14 protein-coding genes are annotated in these 16,741 nt (G+C 64.9%); 8 read left to right on the forward strand and 6 right to left on the reverse strand.

Annotation, left to right across the window (positions count from 1 at the left end):
- Window positions 1-363 precede the first annotated feature (363 nt).
- From EOA23_RS20675 to EOA23_RS20695, 5 genes are all read left to right on the forward strand, one after another.
- Window positions 364-1,494, forward strand: coding sequence for a patatin-like phospholipase family protein (locus EOA23_RS20675; RefSeq protein WP_127305509.1), 1,131 nt, complete (start codon window positions 364-366; stop codon window positions 1,492-1,494).
- 124 nt (window positions 1,495-1,618) lie between these two features.
- Window positions 1,619-3,040, forward strand: coding sequence for a coniferyl aldehyde dehydrogenase (locus tag EOA23_RS20680; protein ID WP_127305510.1), 1,422 nt, complete (start codon window positions 1,619-1,621; stop codon window positions 3,038-3,040).
- Between the two features lie 355 nt (window positions 3,041-3,395).
- The gene (locus EOA23_RS20685) at window positions 3,396-4,607 is read left to right on the forward strand and encodes an efflux RND transporter periplasmic adaptor subunit (protein WP_127305511.1); all 1,212 of its coding nucleotides are present in this window, start codon (window positions 3,396-3,398) and stop codon (window positions 4,605-4,607) included.
- A gap of 74 nt (window positions 4,608-4,681) precedes the next feature.
- Window positions 4,682-7,858, forward strand: a complete 3,177-nt coding sequence (locus EOA23_RS20690) for an efflux RND transporter permease subunit (protein WP_127305512.1) — start codon at window positions 4,682-4,684, stop codon at window positions 7,856-7,858.
- A gap of 97 nt (window positions 7,859-7,955) precedes the next feature.
- Complete coding sequence (locus EOA23_RS20695) at window positions 7,956-8,114, forward strand: DUF3309 family protein (RefSeq protein ID WP_040991775.1); 159 nt, start codon at window positions 7,956-7,958, stop codon at window positions 8,112-8,114.
- A 63-nt stretch (window positions 8,115-8,177) separates the two neighbouring features.
- Here EOA23_RS20695 and EOA23_RS20700 read toward each other — a convergent pair whose 3' ends face one another.
- The gene (locus tag EOA23_RS20700) at window positions 8,178-9,134 is read right to left on the reverse strand and encodes an SDR family oxidoreductase (protein WP_127305513.1); all 957 of its coding nucleotides are present in this window, start codon (window positions 9,132-9,134) and stop codon (window positions 8,178-8,180) included.
- Window positions 9,135-9,230: 96 nt separating this feature from the next.
- Here EOA23_RS20700 and EOA23_RS20705 point away from each other — a divergent pair, with 96 nt between their 5' ends.
- Entirely contained in the window at window positions 9,231-10,145 is a 915-nt protein-coding gene (locus tag EOA23_RS20705; RefSeq protein ID WP_127305514.1) for a LysR family transcriptional regulator, read from the forward strand.
- Here the strand turns inward: EOA23_RS20705 and EOA23_RS20710 are convergent.
- From EOA23_RS20710 to EOA23_RS20720, 3 genes are all read right to left on the reverse strand, one after another.
- Window positions 10,103-11,284 (reverse strand): MFS transporter, encoded by a 1,182-nt coding sequence (locus EOA23_RS20710; RefSeq protein ID WP_127305515.1) that lies wholly within the window; start codon window positions 11,282-11,284, stop codon window positions 10,103-10,105. The two genes, EOA23_RS20705 and EOA23_RS20710, sit on opposite strands and share 43 nt — an antisense overlap.
- 396 nt (window positions 11,285-11,680) lie before the next feature.
- Window positions 11,681-11,989 carry a DUF1244 domain-containing protein gene (locus EOA23_RS20715; protein WP_040985259.1) on the reverse strand — a complete coding sequence of 103 codons (309 nt, stop codon included), beginning with the start codon at window positions 11,987-11,989 and terminating at the stop codon, window positions 11,681-11,683.
- 29 nt (window positions 11,990-12,018) lie between these two features.
- Complete coding sequence (locus EOA23_RS20720; protein WP_127305516.1) at window positions 12,019-12,816, reverse strand: N-formylglutamate amidohydrolase; 798 nt, start codon at window positions 12,814-12,816, stop codon at window positions 12,019-12,021.
- Window positions 12,817-12,986: 170 nt separating this feature from the next.
- Here EOA23_RS20720 and EOA23_RS20725 point away from each other — a divergent pair, with 170 nt between their 5' ends.
- Together EOA23_RS20725 and pyk are read left to right on the forward strand one after the other, a co-directional pair.
- Window positions 12,987-13,544: a DUF1036 domain-containing protein gene (locus tag EOA23_RS20725; RefSeq protein ID WP_189341653.1), complete on the forward strand. Its 558-nt coding sequence runs from the start codon at window positions 12,987-12,989 to the stop codon at window positions 13,542-13,544.
- Window positions 13,541-14,968: a pyruvate kinase gene (pyk, locus tag EOA23_RS20730; protein WP_127305518.1), complete on the forward strand. Its 1,428-nt coding sequence runs from the start codon at window positions 13,541-13,543 to the stop codon at window positions 14,966-14,968. The genes EOA23_RS20725 and pyk overlap by 4 nt, the downstream gene beginning before the upstream one ends.
- A gap of 187 nt (window positions 14,969-15,155) precedes the next feature.
- On the opposite strand, the gene EOA23_RS20735 is transcribed toward pyk, so the two are convergent.
- On the reverse strand, window positions 15,156-16,217 hold the full coding sequence (locus EOA23_RS20735; protein WP_127305519.1) for an alpha/beta hydrolase: 1,062 nt from the start codon (window positions 16,215-16,217) through the stop codon (window positions 15,156-15,158).
- A gap of 184 nt (window positions 16,218-16,401) precedes the next feature.
- A partial coding sequence (locus tag EOA23_RS20740; protein ID WP_127305520.1) for a hypothetical protein occupies window positions 16,402-16,741 on the reverse strand: 340 nt, incomplete at its 5' end.

A 16,741-nucleotide genomic window follows, 5' to 3' on the forward strand; every position in this document is an offset into this window, starting at 1 on the left:
GTTCCTCGCCCCCGCAACGCGGGGGAGAGGTGGCCCGGCGAAGCCGGGACGGAGAGGGGGACCGGCCGTGAAGCAGCGGCTCTTTCCGGCGAAGTGCCGATGAATCCCCGGTCTGCCGAGGTTCCCAAAGCAAATTTCGGCGGTCGAGAAGGCCCCTCTCCGTCCCGGCTGCGCCGGGCCACCTCTCCCCACTTTCGTGGGCGAGGAAAGGGCGTCTCGCGACCGAAATTTCATGTGATCACGCTTGTGTGTTCGTGTTCTTGCCTTGGTTCGTCCTTATATGCTGCACTGCAACATAGACAGGCAGAAGCCGCCCTCGCAAATGACGCAAGGGCAGGCCAGCGCATCAAGACAAGGAACGCCATGGCGAAGAACGGCAAGGCGGAGGAAAAGAAGAAGATCAACGTCGCCCTCCAGGGCGGCGGCTCGCACGGCGCCTTCTCCTGGGGCGTGCTCGACCGCCTGCTCGAGGACGGGCGGCTGGAGATCGCGGCGGTGTCCGGCACCAGCGCCGGCGCCATGAACGCGGTGGCGCTGGCCGACGGTTTTGTCCGGGGCGGCGTGGAAGGCGCGCGAAAGAAGCTCGACGATTTCTGGCGGGCGGTGGCCTCGAAGGGCCGTTTCAGCCCGGTGCAGCGCATGCCGTGGGATGTCGCGTGGGGCAACTGGTCGATCGAGAACACGCCGGGCTATCTCTTCTTCGACACGATGTCGCGGGTGTTCTCGCCCTATGTCGCCAATCCGCTCGGCCTCAATCCGCTGCGCGACGTGGTGGCGAAGGAGATCGACTTCGACAATGTGCGCGCCTGCAAGTCGATGGAGCTGTTCATCTCGGCGACGAATGTCGAGACCGGACAGCTGCGGGTTTTCTCCGACGGCGAGATCGACCTCGACACGGTGATGGCGTCGGCCTGCCTGCCGCAATTGTTCCGCGCCGTCGAGATCAAGGGCGTACCCTATTGGGATGGCGGCTATGGCGGCAATCCGGCGCTCTTTCCGTTCTTCAAGGCGGCGGCCACCGAGGATGTGCTCCTGGTGCAGATCAATCCCGTGGTGCGCGAAGGCACGCCGAAAAGCGCCAACGAGATCCAGAACCGCATCGACGAGATCACCTTCAATGCCGGGCTGCTGCGCGAATTCCGTTCGATCGCCTTCGTCAAGGAGCTGATCGCGGCCGGACGCCTGCCGCATGGCGAATATCGCGACATCCGCATGCACCGCATCGATGCCGACGAGGCTTTCAAGGACCTCTCGGCCTCGTCCAAGGTCAATGCCGAATGGGCCTTCATCGCCTATCTGCGCGACCTCGGCCGAAGTGCTGCCAGCGACTGGCTGGAAGAGAATTACGACGCCGTCGGCCAGCGCGCCACGCTCGATCTTTCAGGCGAGCTCGATGACGGCTTCAAGCCGTTGCGCGGCCCGGCGCCGGGGCGCCGGGTGAAGGAGTTTCTCGCCGCGCACATCAAGCCGGAGTCGGCCCGGCGCCGGGCTTAAGGTCTTCCATGCCTGTCAGCAAGTCCGTCCCAGCTGTCAGCATCTTCCGCAACGGAACCGGCGGGGCGCTGGATCATGCCCGCGGCGCGATGTAGTCTTACCTGAACGTAAAGGGGAGGTTGCGATGCTGCAAACGAGGCAGAACGCTCTTGGCGTCCGGTTTGAAGCGCAATGCCGAGCCTTCGAGAAGGAGCCGTTCCCGACGCTGGATGTGCGCAAGGACCGGCTGAACCGCCTTCTGGCGCTCACCGAAAAGCATGAGGCCGAGATCTGTGCGGCGATCGACAGCGATTTCTCTGCCCGCTCGGCTGAGGAGACGCGGCTTGCCGAATTGTTCGTCGTGCGCGCCGGCATCAGGCATGCGCTGTCGCATCTCAGCGCCTGGATGCGCGAGCGCCGCGTCGCCACCAGCCTGCCGTTTATGCCGGGGCGCAACCGCCTCTTGCCGCAGCCGCTCGGCGTCGTCGGCATCGTCTCGCCCTGGAACTATCCGTTCCAGCTCGCCGTTGCGCCGGCCACCGCCGCACTCGCGGCCGGCAATCGCGTCATGATCAAGCCGTCTGAGCTGACGCCGAAGTTTTCGGACCTGCTCGCCAGCCTGGTCGAGAAATATTTCGCCGCCGACGAGGTCGCCGTGATGGTGGGCGACGCCGACGTCGGCAAGGCATTCGTGTCGCTGCCTTTCGACCACCTCCTGTTCACCGGCTCGACCGCGGTCGGCCGCCAGGTGGCGCTGGCCGCCGCCGCCAACCTGACGCCGGTGACGCTGGAACTCGGCGGCAAGTCGCCGGCGATCTTCGATCCGTCCTGCGACCTCGATGCGGCGGTCGCCAGCGTCGCCTATGGCAAGCTGCTCAATGCCGGACAGACCTGCATCGCGCCGGACTATCTGATGGTGCCGCAAGGCCAGGGCGCGGCGGTCGCGGCCAAGTTCGCGGTCACCATGGCCAAGCTCTATCCGCGTCTCGGCGACAATCCCGACTATACGGCGATCGTCAGCGAGCGGCATCACCGGCGGCTGAGCGACATGGTCGCGGAAGCGCGCGACAGCGGCGCCGACATCACCGAGGTCAACCCGGCCAACGAGACGCTCGGCGTCAGCGACCGCAAGATGGCGCCGGTGCTGGTGCGCAACGCAGGCGACAATCTGCGGCTGATGCGCGAGGAGATTTTCGGACCGGTGCTGCCGATCGTCGAATATGGCACGGTCGACGAGGCCATCGACCATGTGAACCGGGGCGAGCGGCCACTGGCGCTCTACTGGTTCGGCGGCGACAGCGCCAACCGCCAAAGGGTGATGCGCGAGACGGTGGCCGGCGGCGTCACGATCAACGACTGCATGCTGCATCTGGTGCAGGAGCGGCAGCCCTTCGGCGGCGTCGGCGAGAGCGGTTCCGGCGCCTATCACGGGGAATGGGGATTTCGCACCTTCAGCAAGGAAAAGCCGATCTTCATCCAGTCGAAGCTCAGCGCGGGCGGCCTGCTGCACCCGCCTTACGGCAGGACATTCGAGCGGATCTTCCGGCTGCTCAATCTCATCACTTGACAGCTTCAACCCGAGGATAGCGGGGCGTCACCGCGCTCCAACCGGGCGGTTGTCGCCGCCCGTGGACGATTTTTCGCATCATGCTGACGGCTGCTGCCAGTAACCTTGGGGAAACCTGCCGGCGCGCCGGCAAAAGCGCCAACCGGCCGGCAGAAAAGCCCGTGTTTGTCGAGGTACGGCGTTCCTTGCCGCAATGTTCCCGCAACTTTTCCGACTATATTGCGCCGCAACTTTCAGGTAGAAGCGGCGTCCGCAGATCACGGCAAATTGAACTAGGCCCCGCGCACACCCATATCGGCCGCGCGCCCAAGTCGGAAGCGCCGACCTCGCCAGGTCCTGCTACGGAAAAATGACGATGCCGAAAATCAGGTTTCACAAGCTTGCAGCCGTTGCCGTGCTCATCGGTTTCGCGACCTGGATGGGAACGGGCGAGTTTTCCTCCGTCGGCAGCGCCGCGGACAAGTCGGTCACCACCGACAAGTCGGCTACTACCGACAAGTCGGTTACCACCGACAAACAGGCCGGCGCCCGCCAGCCGGAGGCCGCGAAGGCGAAGACAGCCGAGGCTGAGCCAAAGGCCGCGCCGCGCACCGTGGCGGTGGTGACGCCGCCGCGCAAGACCTTCGCGCGCGCCATCCGCATCTCCGGCCTGACCGAGGCCGACAAGCGCGCCGTGCTGGCGACGCGCGTCGCCGGCGTCATCGAAAAGCTGCCGGTCAAGCAGGGCGACCATGTCAAGACAGGCGATCTCGTGCTGATGTTCGCGGCCGAGGAGAAGATCTCCAATGTCGACAACGCCAGGCAGCTGCTTGTGCAGCGCAAGGCCGAGCTCGACGCCGCCGAGCGACTGGCCAAGACCGGCAATCTGCCGAAGCTGCAGCTCGACACTGCCCGCTCCAACCTGACCCTCGCGCAATCGCAGCTCGATACCGCGCAGGCGGAGCTCGACCGCAATGAGGTGAAGGCGCCGTTCGACGGCGTCATCGACCGCATCCCGGTGGAGCTCGGCAGTTCGGTGATGCAGGGCGGCGAGGTGGCGACTATCCTGAAGCTCGATCCCATAATCGCGCGCGGCGAGATCAGCGAGCGCGACCTGCGCTACGTCAAGATCGGCGACCAGGCCGATGTGCGCCTGGTCAACGACCAGAAGGTCACCGGCACGGTCCGCTATATCAGCCGCGACGCTTCGGCGCAGACCCGCACCTTCCGCGTCGAGGTGGCGATCCCCAATGGCGACGGCTCCATTCCCGCCGGCATGACGGCCGAGATCACGCTCAGTGCCGAGCCGACCAATGCGGTCATGCTGCCGCGCTCGGTGGTGACGCTCGGCGACAAGGGCGATCTCGGCATCCGCGCCGTCGGCAAGGATAACAAGGTGGCCTTCTTCCCGATCGATCTCGTCGACGACACGCCGCACGGCCTGGTGCTGGGCGGCATTCCGGAAGATGCGCGCATCATCGTCGCCGGCCAGGAGCTGGTGAAGGAAGGCGACCTCGTGAAGCCCGTCGAGGCCGACCAGGCGACCATCAGCAAGCTGATCGGCGAAGCCACCGCCGGCACGCAGTAGAGCACGACGCGTCCCTCGCCGGACCAACCCGGCGACGGCGGTCCGAAGCCTTGGAAGCATAACAGGCCGAAGTCATGGATATCGTCAGACTCGCCATCAATAACGCCCGCCTCACAATATCGGCGCTGCTGTTCCTGCTCGTCGCGGGCTGGGTCGCCTATCAGTCGACACCGAAGGAAGCGGAACCCGACGTTCCGATTCCGATGATGTATGTCAGCCTGATCTATCAAGGTATCTCGCCGGAGGATTCCGAGCGGCTGCTGCTGAGGCCAATGGAAAGCAAGCTCAAGAGCCTCAAGGGGCTGAAGGAGATGCGCTCGGCCGCCTTCCAGGGCGGCGGCTATGTGCTGGTCGAATTCCAGCCGCAGACGGATCTCGCGACGGCGCTGCAGGACACACGCAGCAAGGTGCAGGACGCCAAGGCCGACCTGCCGCAGGCGGCCGAGGAGCCGACGGTCAACGAGGTCAACGTTTCGGAATTCCCGGTCCTGGTCGTGACGCTTTCCGGCGATGTGCCGGAGCGCGTGCTGACGGCCGCCGCGCGCGAGCTGCGCGACCGCATTGAGGAAGTGCCCGGCGTGCTCGAAGGCTCGCTGCAGGGCGCGCGAGACGATCTTGTCGAGGTCGTCATCGACCCGGTCAAGCTTTCCTCCTACGGGTTGCAGCTCGATCAGGTGATCCAGGGTGTCGCCTCTTCCAATAGTCTGGTCGCGGCCGGCAATCTCGAGGGCTCGGAAGGCAAATACGCGGTCAAGGTGCCGTCGCTGATCGAGACGCCGGAAGATGTCGCAAACCTGCCGGTGGTCGCCACACCGAACGCCGTGGTCCAGGCCAAGGATGTCGCCACCATCCGCTCGACCTTCAAGGACGCCGAGACGGTCACGCGCCTCGACGGCAGGCCGGCCATCGCCATCGAAGTGAAGAAGCGCATCGGCGCCAACCTGATCGACACGCTGACCCATGTCCGGGAAGTGTCGGACAATTTCATCAAGACAATGCCCGAGGGCATGCACGTCACCTACACGCAGGACAAGTCCGTCTTCGTCAACCAGCTGCTCGGCGACCTTCAGAACCATGTGATGATCGCCATCATCCTGGTGTTCATCGTCATCCTCTACGCGCTGTCGGGACGGGCTTCCCTGCTCATCGGCCTTGCCATACCGTCATCCTTCCTGATGGGCATCCTGCTGCTCGCCATGATGGGCTACACGATCAACATGATCGTGCTGTTCAGCCTGATCCTGGCGGTCGGCATGCTGGTGGACGACGCCATCATCGTCACCGAATTCGCCGAACGGCGCATGAGCGAGGGCATGCCGAAGGCCGACGCCTTCGCGCTGGCCGCCAAGCGCATGGCCGGCCCGGTCGTCGCGGCGACGATGACGCGCATCGCCGCGTTCTCGCCGCTCTTGTTCTGGCCCGGCATTATCGGCGATTTCATGAAATACATGCCGATCACGCTGATCGTGACGCTGTCGGCCTCGATGCTCTATGCGCTGGTGTTCGGGCCGACTTTGGGCGCGATCTTCGCCAAGGCGCCGGAGCATCACGAGGAAGGCAATCGCGACGGCTGGTACATGGCCGTGGTCAAGCAGGCTGTCCGCTTCCCGATCACCGTCATCCTGCTCACCGTCGGCCTTCTGGTCGGCGTCGGCTTCGCCTATTCGAAATATGGCGCGGGCGTCGAGTTCTTCCCGAGCGTCGAGCCGGATTACGGCCTGCTCTATGTGCATGCGCGCGGCAATCTTTCGCTGGCGGAAATGGACGCCGCGACCAAGACGGCGGAGAACCGGCTGCTCGGCTGGCCCGGCGTGAAGTCGGTCTATACGCGCGTCGGCAAGACCCAGGGCGGCGGCCAGGACATTCCCGAAGACGTGGTCGGGGTCATCCAGTACGAGTTCGTCGACTGGCGCCAGCGCAAATCCGCCAACCAGATCCTCGATGACCTGCGCGGCGTGATGGCCGGCATCCCCGGCGTCGATGTCGAAGTGCGCGTTCCGGAAGCCGGCCCGCCGACCGGCAAGCCGATCCAGATCCGGCTGTCGGCCGCCGACCCGGCCGGGCTCGACGACAAGGCGCGCGCGGTCGCGGCGCGCATCGCCAAGATCCCCAATGTCATCGACATCTCGGACGGCCTGCCGCCGCCCGGCGTCGACTGGGCGCTCGAGGTCGACCGTGCCAAGGCGGCGCAATACGGCATCAGCCCGACCTCGGTGGGCACGGTGGTGCAACTGGTCACCAACGGCCTCAAGCTCTCGGAATACAGGCCGGCCGGCGCCGACGACGCGGTCGACATAAGGCTGCGCCTGCCCGAAGACCGGCGCACGCTGTCGACGCTCGACGAGCTTCGTGTGCAGACCTCGCAAGGCTCTGTGCCGATCTCCAACTTCGTCGTGCGCAAGCCCGAGCCGACCGTCGGCATTCTCAACCGCATCGACGGCGCGCGCACCGTGGTCGTGCAGGCCAATGTCAGCGCCGGCGCGCAGGTCGCGGCGGTGCAGGAGCAGGTGACTAAGGCCGTCGCCGACATGGATCTCGGCAGCGGCATTCGCTGGAAGCTCGCCGGCTCCAACGAGGACAGCGCGGAAGCCAGCGCCTTCCTCGGCAAGGCCTTTGGCGCGGCGATCTTCCTGATCTTCCTGGTGCTCTTGGCGCAGTTCAACAAGTTCACCAGCGTGTGGCTTGTCTTGTCCTGCGTGGTCATGGCGACGATCGGCGTGTTCCTAGGCTTGCTTCTGACAGGCGAGGCCTTCGGCATCGTCATGTCGGGCATCGGCGTCATCGCGCTGGCCGGCGTGGTGGTGAACAACAACATCGTGCTCATCGACACCTATGACCGATTGCGCGAGGAAGGCTGGGACAAGATGGACGCGGTGCTGCAGACCTGCCGCGAGCGCGCCCGCCCGGTGGTGCTGACGGCGGTGTCGGCCATCCTCGGCGTGCTGCCGATCGCCTTCGGTCTCGGTCTCGAAATCTTCCATCACGAGACGACGATCAACGCGCCGTCGACGCAATGGTGGATATCGCTGTCCTCGGCGATCGTCTTTGGCCTGTCCTTCGCCACGCTGCTGACGCTGGTGGTGACGCCGTCGATGCTGATGGTTTTCACCCGCGCCAAAGTGAAGCCCGGCCAGCGGCGCAGCTGGTTCGGACGCCTGTTCCGCAGTGGCAAGGGCAAGGTCACGACCGACGAGCCCGCTGCCGATGCCGGCGTCGAGCCGACGGAAGCCTTCCCGAAAGCCGCGGAATAGAGCTTTTTCAGATAGGCAGTGCAAGAAGCCGTCCGGAACAACCGGGCGGCTTTTTGCATTGTTCCCTCGAAGTTCAACCAGACGGCGAGGATTTTTCATGACGATCGGCACAATTCTCGTAATAATCCTGATCCTGATCCTGATCGGCGCCGTGCCGGCATGGCCACATTCGCGCTCCTGGGGCTACGGCCCTTCCGGCATTGTCGGCGTCATTTTGGTCGTGCTGCTCATCCTGCTGCTGATGGGCAGAATCTGATCTTCAATGAATTGCGGCCGGGCTTTGAAACCCGGCCGTTTCATCTTTCGTTGGAGCTTTTGATCAAGCAGCCAGGCGCGAGGGCTGCACGGCGATGCCGATATCCTGCAAGGCCTCCTTCACCGCTTCATCGAGCGGGGTATGCGGGATTTCGCCGATGATCTTTTCCAGCCGCGTCGAGACCAGCCGGTGCGCTTCGAAGCGCAGATAGGACATCGACACGATCTCCTTCCACATGGCGACGAACGGGCTGCCGGCGCGCAGAACCCACCAGGGCATGAAGGAGAGCTTCAGCTTGCGGCCCAGCGCCTTCTCGGCTGCCGCCTTCATGTCGAGGTCGGTGATGGCGTGGCCGGGGAAGTTGATGGCTTCGAAGGAGCCCGTTTTGTCGAGGTTCTTCGCCAGGCCGACGAAGGCGACGGCGAAGTCCGGCAGGTAGGCCCATTCATGGGTCAGGTCGGCCGGGCCGGGCGCGGTGTAGACGCCCTTCTCTATCTTGGCGGCGACGACGAGGTCGAACCAGGAGCCGCGGCCGGTGCCGCCGAAGAAGTCGCCGGCGCGCAGGATGATGGTGCGGACCCGGCCGGCTTCGGCCTCGCCGCGAAACAGGTCTTCCATGGCACAGCGGATACGGCCTTTCTCGGTGGTCGGATGGAACGGCGTCGCTTCGGTGATCACCTGCGGCATCGGCGAGCCGTAATTGTAGACCGTGCCCGGAAAGAGATGCAGGGCGCCGTTTTCACGGCAGGCGGCCATGACGTTCTCGGCCATCGGCATGCACTTGCCCCAATCAGTGTAGATCGGGTTCAGGCCGTTGAAGATGATGTTGACGCCTTGGGTGGCGCGGATCAGGGATTGGCGATCCAGCGCGTCGCCGGCAACCGCGGTGGCGCCCTGCAGTTCGGCCGGCACCTTGCCGGTACGGGTGGCGGCGCGGACGTCGAAGCCGGCGTCGATGAAGGCCTTGCCGACCACGCGGCCGAGCCGGCCATTGGCGCCGAGGATTGCGATCTTGGTCATCTGTTCTCTCCGCTGTTTGCGTTTGCCCCTGCAATCTGCTGCCTTCATCGTCGAATTGAAATTGACTGAAGTCGGCGTTCTGTTATTCAAAAATGAATGAAGGAATTCGACTGGAACCTGATCAAGAGTTTTGTCGCAGTTGCCGAGACCGGCAGCCTATCGGGCGCCGCGCGCCGGCTCGCGGCTAGCCAACCAACGCTTGGCCGCCACATCGCCGAGCTGGAGGCCGCGCTCGGCGTCACGCTGTTCCGGCGTGGGCGTCGCGGCTACGAGCTGACGGAAGCGGGCAGCACGCTCTACGAGCGCGGCCGGGCGGTCAGCGAGCAGGCCAATGCGTTCTCGCTTTTGGCGCTGGGCTCGGTCGAGGCGATCGAGGGCACGGTGCGCATCGCCGCTTCGGAAGTGGTCGCCGCCTTCGTGCTGCCGGACATGATGGCGCGGGTCGGCGAGGAGGAGCCCGGCATCGAGGTCGAGATCGTCGCCTCCAACCAGGTCGAGAACCTGTTGCGTCGCGATGCCGACATCGCCATCCGCATGGTCAGGCCGGCGCAGAACGAGCTGGTGGCGCGCAAGGTCACAGACATTCCGCTGTGCCTATGCGCGGCGAGCGTCTATCTCGACCGGCGCGGCCGGCCGGAAAAACCCGCCGAGCTCGCCGATCACGCCTTGGTCGGCTTCGACCGCAGCGATGAGATCATTCGCGGCTTCAAATCGTTCGGCATTCCGGTGGCCCGCAGCCATTTCCGGTTCCGGACCGACAACCAGATCGTGCTGTGGGAAGCGGTGCGGACCGGTAACGGCATCGGCCTCGGCCAGGAGCCGCTGGCCGACCGCGATCCGGACCTGGAAAAGCTGTTGCCCGATGTACCCTTGCCGGTCCTGCCTGTCTGGCTCGCCATGCATCGCGACGTGCGCACCAGCATGCGCATCCGCCGCGTTGCGGATTTCCTGCACGAGGAGCTGAAGCTTTATTCGGCCGGCACGGGTTCGGGAGCGAATTCGGCGCGGTGAGCAAGGCCCGCCATCAGGAGCACGACGACCAGCAGGCCGGACAGCGCAATGAAGATCGGCCCGAAACTCGAATGCTCCGCGACGAAGCCGATCGCCGACGGCGCCACCAATATGCCGGAGTAGCCCATGGTGGTGACGACGCTCATGCCGGTGCCGGACGACATGCCTTCCTGGTTGCCGCCGGCTGAGAACAGGATGGGCACCATGTTGGCGATGCCGAAGCCGCAGAAGGCGAAGGCGGCGATGGCGAGGTAAGGCGAGGACGAGAGGCCGGCGACCAGCATGCCGGCGGCCGCGACCAGCGCCGAGCCGCGCAAGGTCGACACGGCGCCGAAGCGGTTGCGCACGCCGTCGCCCAGGAAGCGCATCAGCGCCATGACGCCCGAGAAGGCGGCATAGGCGAGGCCGGCGACCGCGAGGTCGGCGCCCAGTTCCTGATGCAGGAAGAGCGCCGCCCAGTCTAGCACCGCGCCTTCGGAGATCATGGTGAGCAGCGCCATCAGCCCGACCAGATAGACGGCGGTGTGCCGCGGCAGCGTGAATTTCTGATGCTCGACAGCCTGCGGCCGGTCCTCGGTGATGAGATAGCGAATGGCAAACGCGATGACGGCAAAGGCGATCACCGTGACCGCGACGGCATGGGGAAGATAACCGTAGTTCTGGATCGAATAGCCGCCGAGCGCGCCGCCGGCGAAGCCGCCGAGGCTCCAGAAGCCGTGCGAAGACGACATGATCGCCCGGGAAAGCCTTCTTTCCACCACCACGGCGTTCGAGTTCATGGCGACATCCATGCCGCCGATCGAACCGCCGAAGATGAGCATGGCGATGGCCGCCAGCGGCACGTTGGGCGCGAGCGCCACGATCAGCAGGCCGAAGCTGCCGCAGAGGCCGAACCAACGCGTCACGCTGCGCGAGCCATGCCTGGAGATGAGATGGCCGCACAAGGTCATGGCAATGACCGCGCCGACGCCGAACAAAAGGATCAGCAGGCCGAGCGTGAAGCGGGTGATGTCGAGCCGGGTGAGGAAGACCGGGATCTGCGGCGCCCAACTGCCGGTCAGAAAACCATTGGCGAGGAAGATACCGGCGACGGCCCAGCGGCCGCGCGTCGCGGCCTGCATCGTGGTTTGCAAGGTCATGCTCTGAAATCCGCCATGTAAAATGGTTCGGGCGGCAAATTAGATCGATTCAATCGGTAGTCAAGAACTGAACAAAGAAAGTGCTTGGACCAAGGGAGCGACCAAGGATTGGTTCTGTTCTAGGCATACTGCAGCTTTGGACATTAGTAGAATCGCCCCTCCATTCGTCATCCACGGGCGGAGCGAGGAGCGAAGCGACGCGCGCAGACCCGAGGATCCATTCCGTGACCTGGAAGCGCCGCTACGACGCAAACCATCCCCGGGGTGCACTACGATCATATTCTGGACCGCTGCACTCTTCGATAGTCGTAACGGCATGGATTCCAGGGTCTGCGCGCGTCGCTTCGCTCCTTGCTCCGCCCTGGAATGACGAAGTCGCGAAGGCGTTCGACAGCGTTAATGATCCTTCGGCCGCTTGGCCTCGAACTCGGCCTTCTTGGCTGCGGAAGCCTCGGTCTGGTTGAGCGCCTGCCATTCGGCATAGGGCATGCCGTAGATGATCTCGCGCGATGCATCTTTCGACAGCGCCACGCCCTCGGCCTCGGCGGCCTCGCGATACCAGTTGGAAAGGCAGTTGCGGCAGAAGCCGGCGAGGTTCATCAGGTCGATGTTCTGGACATCGCCGCGCTCGCGCAGATGCGCCACCAGCCGGCGGAAAGCCGCGGCCTCGAAGTCGCGCTTCTGGTCGTCGCTGAGTTCGGTCATCTCGGAAAACTCCTGGACTGTCGGCCTGCTTACGCCGGCCCGGTGCGCGAGCCGAACATCTTCACCTGATGTATATCGGCACGGCGGTCGATGGCGTCAACGATCGGCGCCAGCCGCTCAGCCCAGGCAAGCGCCCCGGCGCGGTCGGCGATCAGGTCCTGGCGGATCTCGATCAGCGCATGCGCGTAGCCGTTGACGATGGCATGGCGGAACATGGTGTCGCCGCGCAGCGCGCCGTCATAGGGCTCGTTGTCGCCGACGACGAGGGACCTGTCCTGCGCCAACATGTCGATCAGCGGCCGCGCCACGCGGTCGTCGCGGTCCCACAGCACGCCGACATGCCAGGGGCGGACAAAGCCCTGCATCACCGGCGTGAAGGAATGGACGGAGAAGATGAACGGCGCCTTGCCCGAGGCATGCGCCACGGAGGCGATCATCGCGCCGACGGCGTCGTGATAGGGCCTGTAGAAACGGTCGAGCCGCCGTTCACGTTCTTCCGGAGCCATCGGATAGTTGCCCGGCACCACGGTGCCGTCATAGAGCTGACGGATCATCGTCGGGTCGTCCTCGCCCCGGTTGGGGTCGATCAACAGCCGCGAGAAGCCGGCCAGCACCGCCGGCGCGTCGAGCGCGGCCGCGAGCTCGCGCGTCACCGTCTCGACGCCGATGTCATAGGCGATGTGACGGTCGAATTCGGATGCCGGCAAACCGAGGCTGCCATATTCCTCCGGCAGGTCGCGGCGGGCGTGATCGGCCAGAAGCACGACGCCTTTCTTGCGGTCGCCCTCGACGATGTCGAACGGCGTGAAAACTGTGGATCGGGTCATCGGCTGAAAAGGGGATGGCGGCTGCGATGTGGTATCGTCATTCCACGAAGAGGACGCCGGCGCAATGCCGTTGTTTGGCCAAGGTTTCCGCAAAAAATCCCCGGCGCGGGGAGAATTTGCGCGACGGGCCCTTCTAAATCGATTGGAATTGAACAAAACGGCGCGTTGACATGCGACCGGAGTTTGCTGAAAAGGGGCTTCGAGGGATGCAAATGTGGTTCGCAAGGGGATCTGCGATGGGTTTTGCCGGCCGGCTGCGCAAGCGCCTGGCCCTGCCGTTGCTGATCGTCGGCGCGGGATTTTTCGCGATAGCCGCGACCTCGCCGGCCCGGGCCGACTTCCGTGTTTGCAACGCAACGCAAAATCTGGTGGGCGTCGGCATCGGCTATCGCGCCAAGGCCGGCTGGATCACCGAGGGCTGGTGGCACATCGAAGGATCGACCTGCAAGACGCTGATCGAGGGTCCGCTGTCATCAAGGTTTTATTATCTTTATGCAGAAGACGCCGAGCGTGGCGGGCGCTGGGACGGCCCCATCAACATGTGCGTTGCCGAAAAAGAGTTCAAGATCGCCGGCGTGAATGATTGCGTCGCCCGGGGCTTCCAACGCGCCGGATTTCAGGAATATGACACGGGCGAGCAGGCCAGCTGGATGGTCCAGCTGACCGACGAGCCCGCAACGGGAGGCGCGCCAGCAGCGTCCCCCGCTCCGGGAACAAACAGTCAATGAGACGCAACCGCAAGGTCAAGATCCTCGCCACCATCGGTCCGGCTTCCTCCTCCGAGGAAATGCTAAGGAAGCTCTTCGAAGCGGGCGCCGATGTCTTCCGCATCAATATGAGCCATACCGATCACGAGCTGATGCGCACGCTGGTCGGCCGCATCCGCGCCGTCGAGGCCGCCGTCGGCCGGCCGATCGGCATCCTCGCCGATTTGCAGGGGCCGAAGCTCAGGGTCGGCAAGTTCGCCAACGGCAAGGAAGCGCTGACACCGGGGCAGACCTTCACGCTCGACGACAATCCCGAGCCCGGCAATTCCAGTCGTGTCTTCCTGCCGCATCCCGAAATCCTGAGCTCGGTCGAAGCCGGTCACAGACTTTTGATCGACGACGGCAAGCTGGAGCTGAAAGCTCTGAAGGCCGACGGCAAGTCGATCACCTGCACCGTCGTTGCCGGCTCGGGCATATCCGACAAGAAGGGCGTCAGCCTGCCCGACACCGACCTGCCGGTCGGCGCGCTGACCGACAAGGACCGCGCCGATCTCGACGCTGTGCTTGCCACCGGCGTCGACTGGGTGGCGCTGTCCTTCGTGCAGCGGCCGGAGGACCTGGCCGAGGCGCGCAAGATCGCGCGCGGGCGGGCGCTGATCATGGCCAAGATCGAGAAGCCGCAGGCGGTCGCCAGGCTCCCTGAAATCATCGATCTGTCCGACGCGCTGATGGTCGCCCGCGGCGATCTCGGCGTCGAGATGCCGATCGAAGCCGTGCCCGGCATCCAGAAGCAGATCACGCGCGCGGCGCGGCGCGCCGGCAAGCCGGTGGTGATCGCCACGCAGATGCTGGAATCGATGATCACCGCGCCGGTGCCGACCCGCGCCGAGGTCTCCGACGTGTCGATCGCCGTGTTCGAGGGCGCCGACGCGATCATGCTTTCGGCCGAATCCGCGGCCGGCGCCTATCCGGTCGAAGCTGTCGCCATGATGAACCGCATCGCCACCAAGGTCGAAACCGACCCGACCTATGCCGGCATCATCAACGCGCAGCGCTCGGAGCCCGAGGCGACCGGGGCCGACGCCATTTCGCTCGCCGCCCGCGAGATCGCCGAGACGCTGAAACTGTCGGCGATCATTTCCTACACCGCGTCCGGCACGACTGGGCTGCGCGCCGCGCGTGAGCGCCCACAGGTGCCGATCGTGGCGCTGTCGCCGATCCTCAGCACGGCGCGCCGCCTGTCGCTGCTGTGGGGCACGCATTGCGTGGTTTCGGAGGATGCCACCGACCTCGACGACATGGTCGACCGGGCCTGCCGGATCGCGCTGGAAGAAGGTTTCGGCAAGCCTGGCGACCGCGTCATCATCACGGCTGGCGTGCCGCTCAGGACACCTGGATCGACCAATATGCTGCGGATTGCATATATCGGGTCTGAGACTCACTAGGTATGCCGATATTCAGGTGAGGCCGGCCTGCACGTAGCGGCTTCCTGCGCTTCCGGTGCTCACGTCCTTTAAGTACGTTCCGCTCCGGTTGTCGGAAGCCATCCCAGTCGATCGCTTCGCGCCCGTTTTCGACTCCGGCTCGGCCTGACCCGAATCTCAACGCATCCCAGGCGCTTGGTTTTCGAGGTCAGCCCGGCGCGAGCTCGGCGTCGGGCACCTTGATGTCGGGGCACTTGCCGTCATTGTAGGCGTCGCCGGCAATCCGGCCCTCCACGGCCTTGCCCATCGCTTGCAGATCGACATCTTCGCCCGCGACCTTCCGGATTGCGCCGACCACGAGATCGGGCGCGATCCAGTCCGGCTTATGGCCGAGATTGCGGACCCAAACCAGTTCGGCGCCGGGAATGTCGCGCTCGAGGCCGACGGAGTGGATCGTCGCGTAGACCACCTTGTCGCGGTCGCCCGAGATGACGACGGTCGGCGCCTTGATTTCCCGGTAAGCGGGCGAGGCGGCCCGGACATAGTCGTGGAGCTGGACGACATCGCGGGCGTTGGCACGGAAGGCGGATGGCCTGAGCACCAGCGGGATCGAGGCGTTCTGGAGATAAAGGTCCGGGAGGGTGTTGGGGGAAAAGACGCAAGCCGTCGCATCGCCGATCCGCAGCATGCCGGCCGGGTAAGCGAGCGTTTCGGAAAACAGCCAGCCGATCAGCGGCGTGGCGGTGAGCTTGTAATACCAGGCGGTCGCGCCGCCCGGCCAGGGATGCGTGGCCGGTGACACGAAGACGAGACCGGCTGTTTTTTCTGGATGCTGGCGGGCGAAAGCCGTGGTGATCGCGCCGCCGAAGGAATGCGCGACGATGACCGCCTTTTCGATGCCGAGGCGGTCCATCAGCGCGGCGATCGTATCGGCCTGCGCGGCCAGAGTTTCGTTGTTGCCGCGCCGCGACCAGCCGAGGCCCGGGCGGTCGAGGAACAGCATCTCGGCGCGGCCCTCGAGCAGCGGCTGCAGCGGCAGCATCTGGTCCTTGAGGTTGGCGCTGGCGCCATGGATGAAGACGAGCGGCGGCAGGTCGGCGCCGGCGGGCGCCTGGATATGGGCATAATGGATGCGCGCGCCGTTGATCTCGGCGAACTCGCCGGCCGGCGGGCTCCGGCGCTCGATCAGCCAGACGCCGGCGCGGGTGATGCCGGCCAGGGCAAAGAGGAGCGCGATGAGGAAGAAGAGCGCGGCGCCGATGAGGTTCATGCGGTGAGATACGAGGGCAGGTGACGATCTGGTTCAGCGGTCAGGCGATCTTGACAGGTTGAGGCCGCGTTGGCAGCCGGAATCTGTCACGCTGCCGTGGTGCGCGCGAGCTGGAGGTCTCCGCCAATCGTCAACGCATGCCATCCGGCAACGGGAGCAGCCCGTCTGAACTTCCGTGCCGGGGCTAGTTCAGATTGATGTCGCGGCTTGCCGACCGCATCGACACGGAGAAGCCGGCCAGAACGTCGAACAGCGCGATGATCATCAGCGTGAAGAAGACGGAGTGCGCGGCGCCCTTCACCAGCAGGAATTCGACGAGAAAGGCGATGAAGACCAGCGTCGACAGAAGGTGATCCAGGATCGAGGCATTGGTCGTGCGCACCGATTTCGAGATCTCGATGAAGAGAAAGATCAGCCCGATCAGCACCATCAGGTCGCCGAGCGTCATGGAGAAGACGCCGCCCGACATCATGCGGAAGGAGAACATCTCGGTCATCCAGGGGTCGACGCCGCCGCCGAACCTG

This window comes from Mesorhizobium sp. M2A.F.Ca.ET.042.01.1.1, assembly GCF_003997405.1.
Lineage (GTDB): Bacteria > Pseudomonadota > Alphaproteobacteria > Rhizobiales > Rhizobiaceae > Mesorhizobium.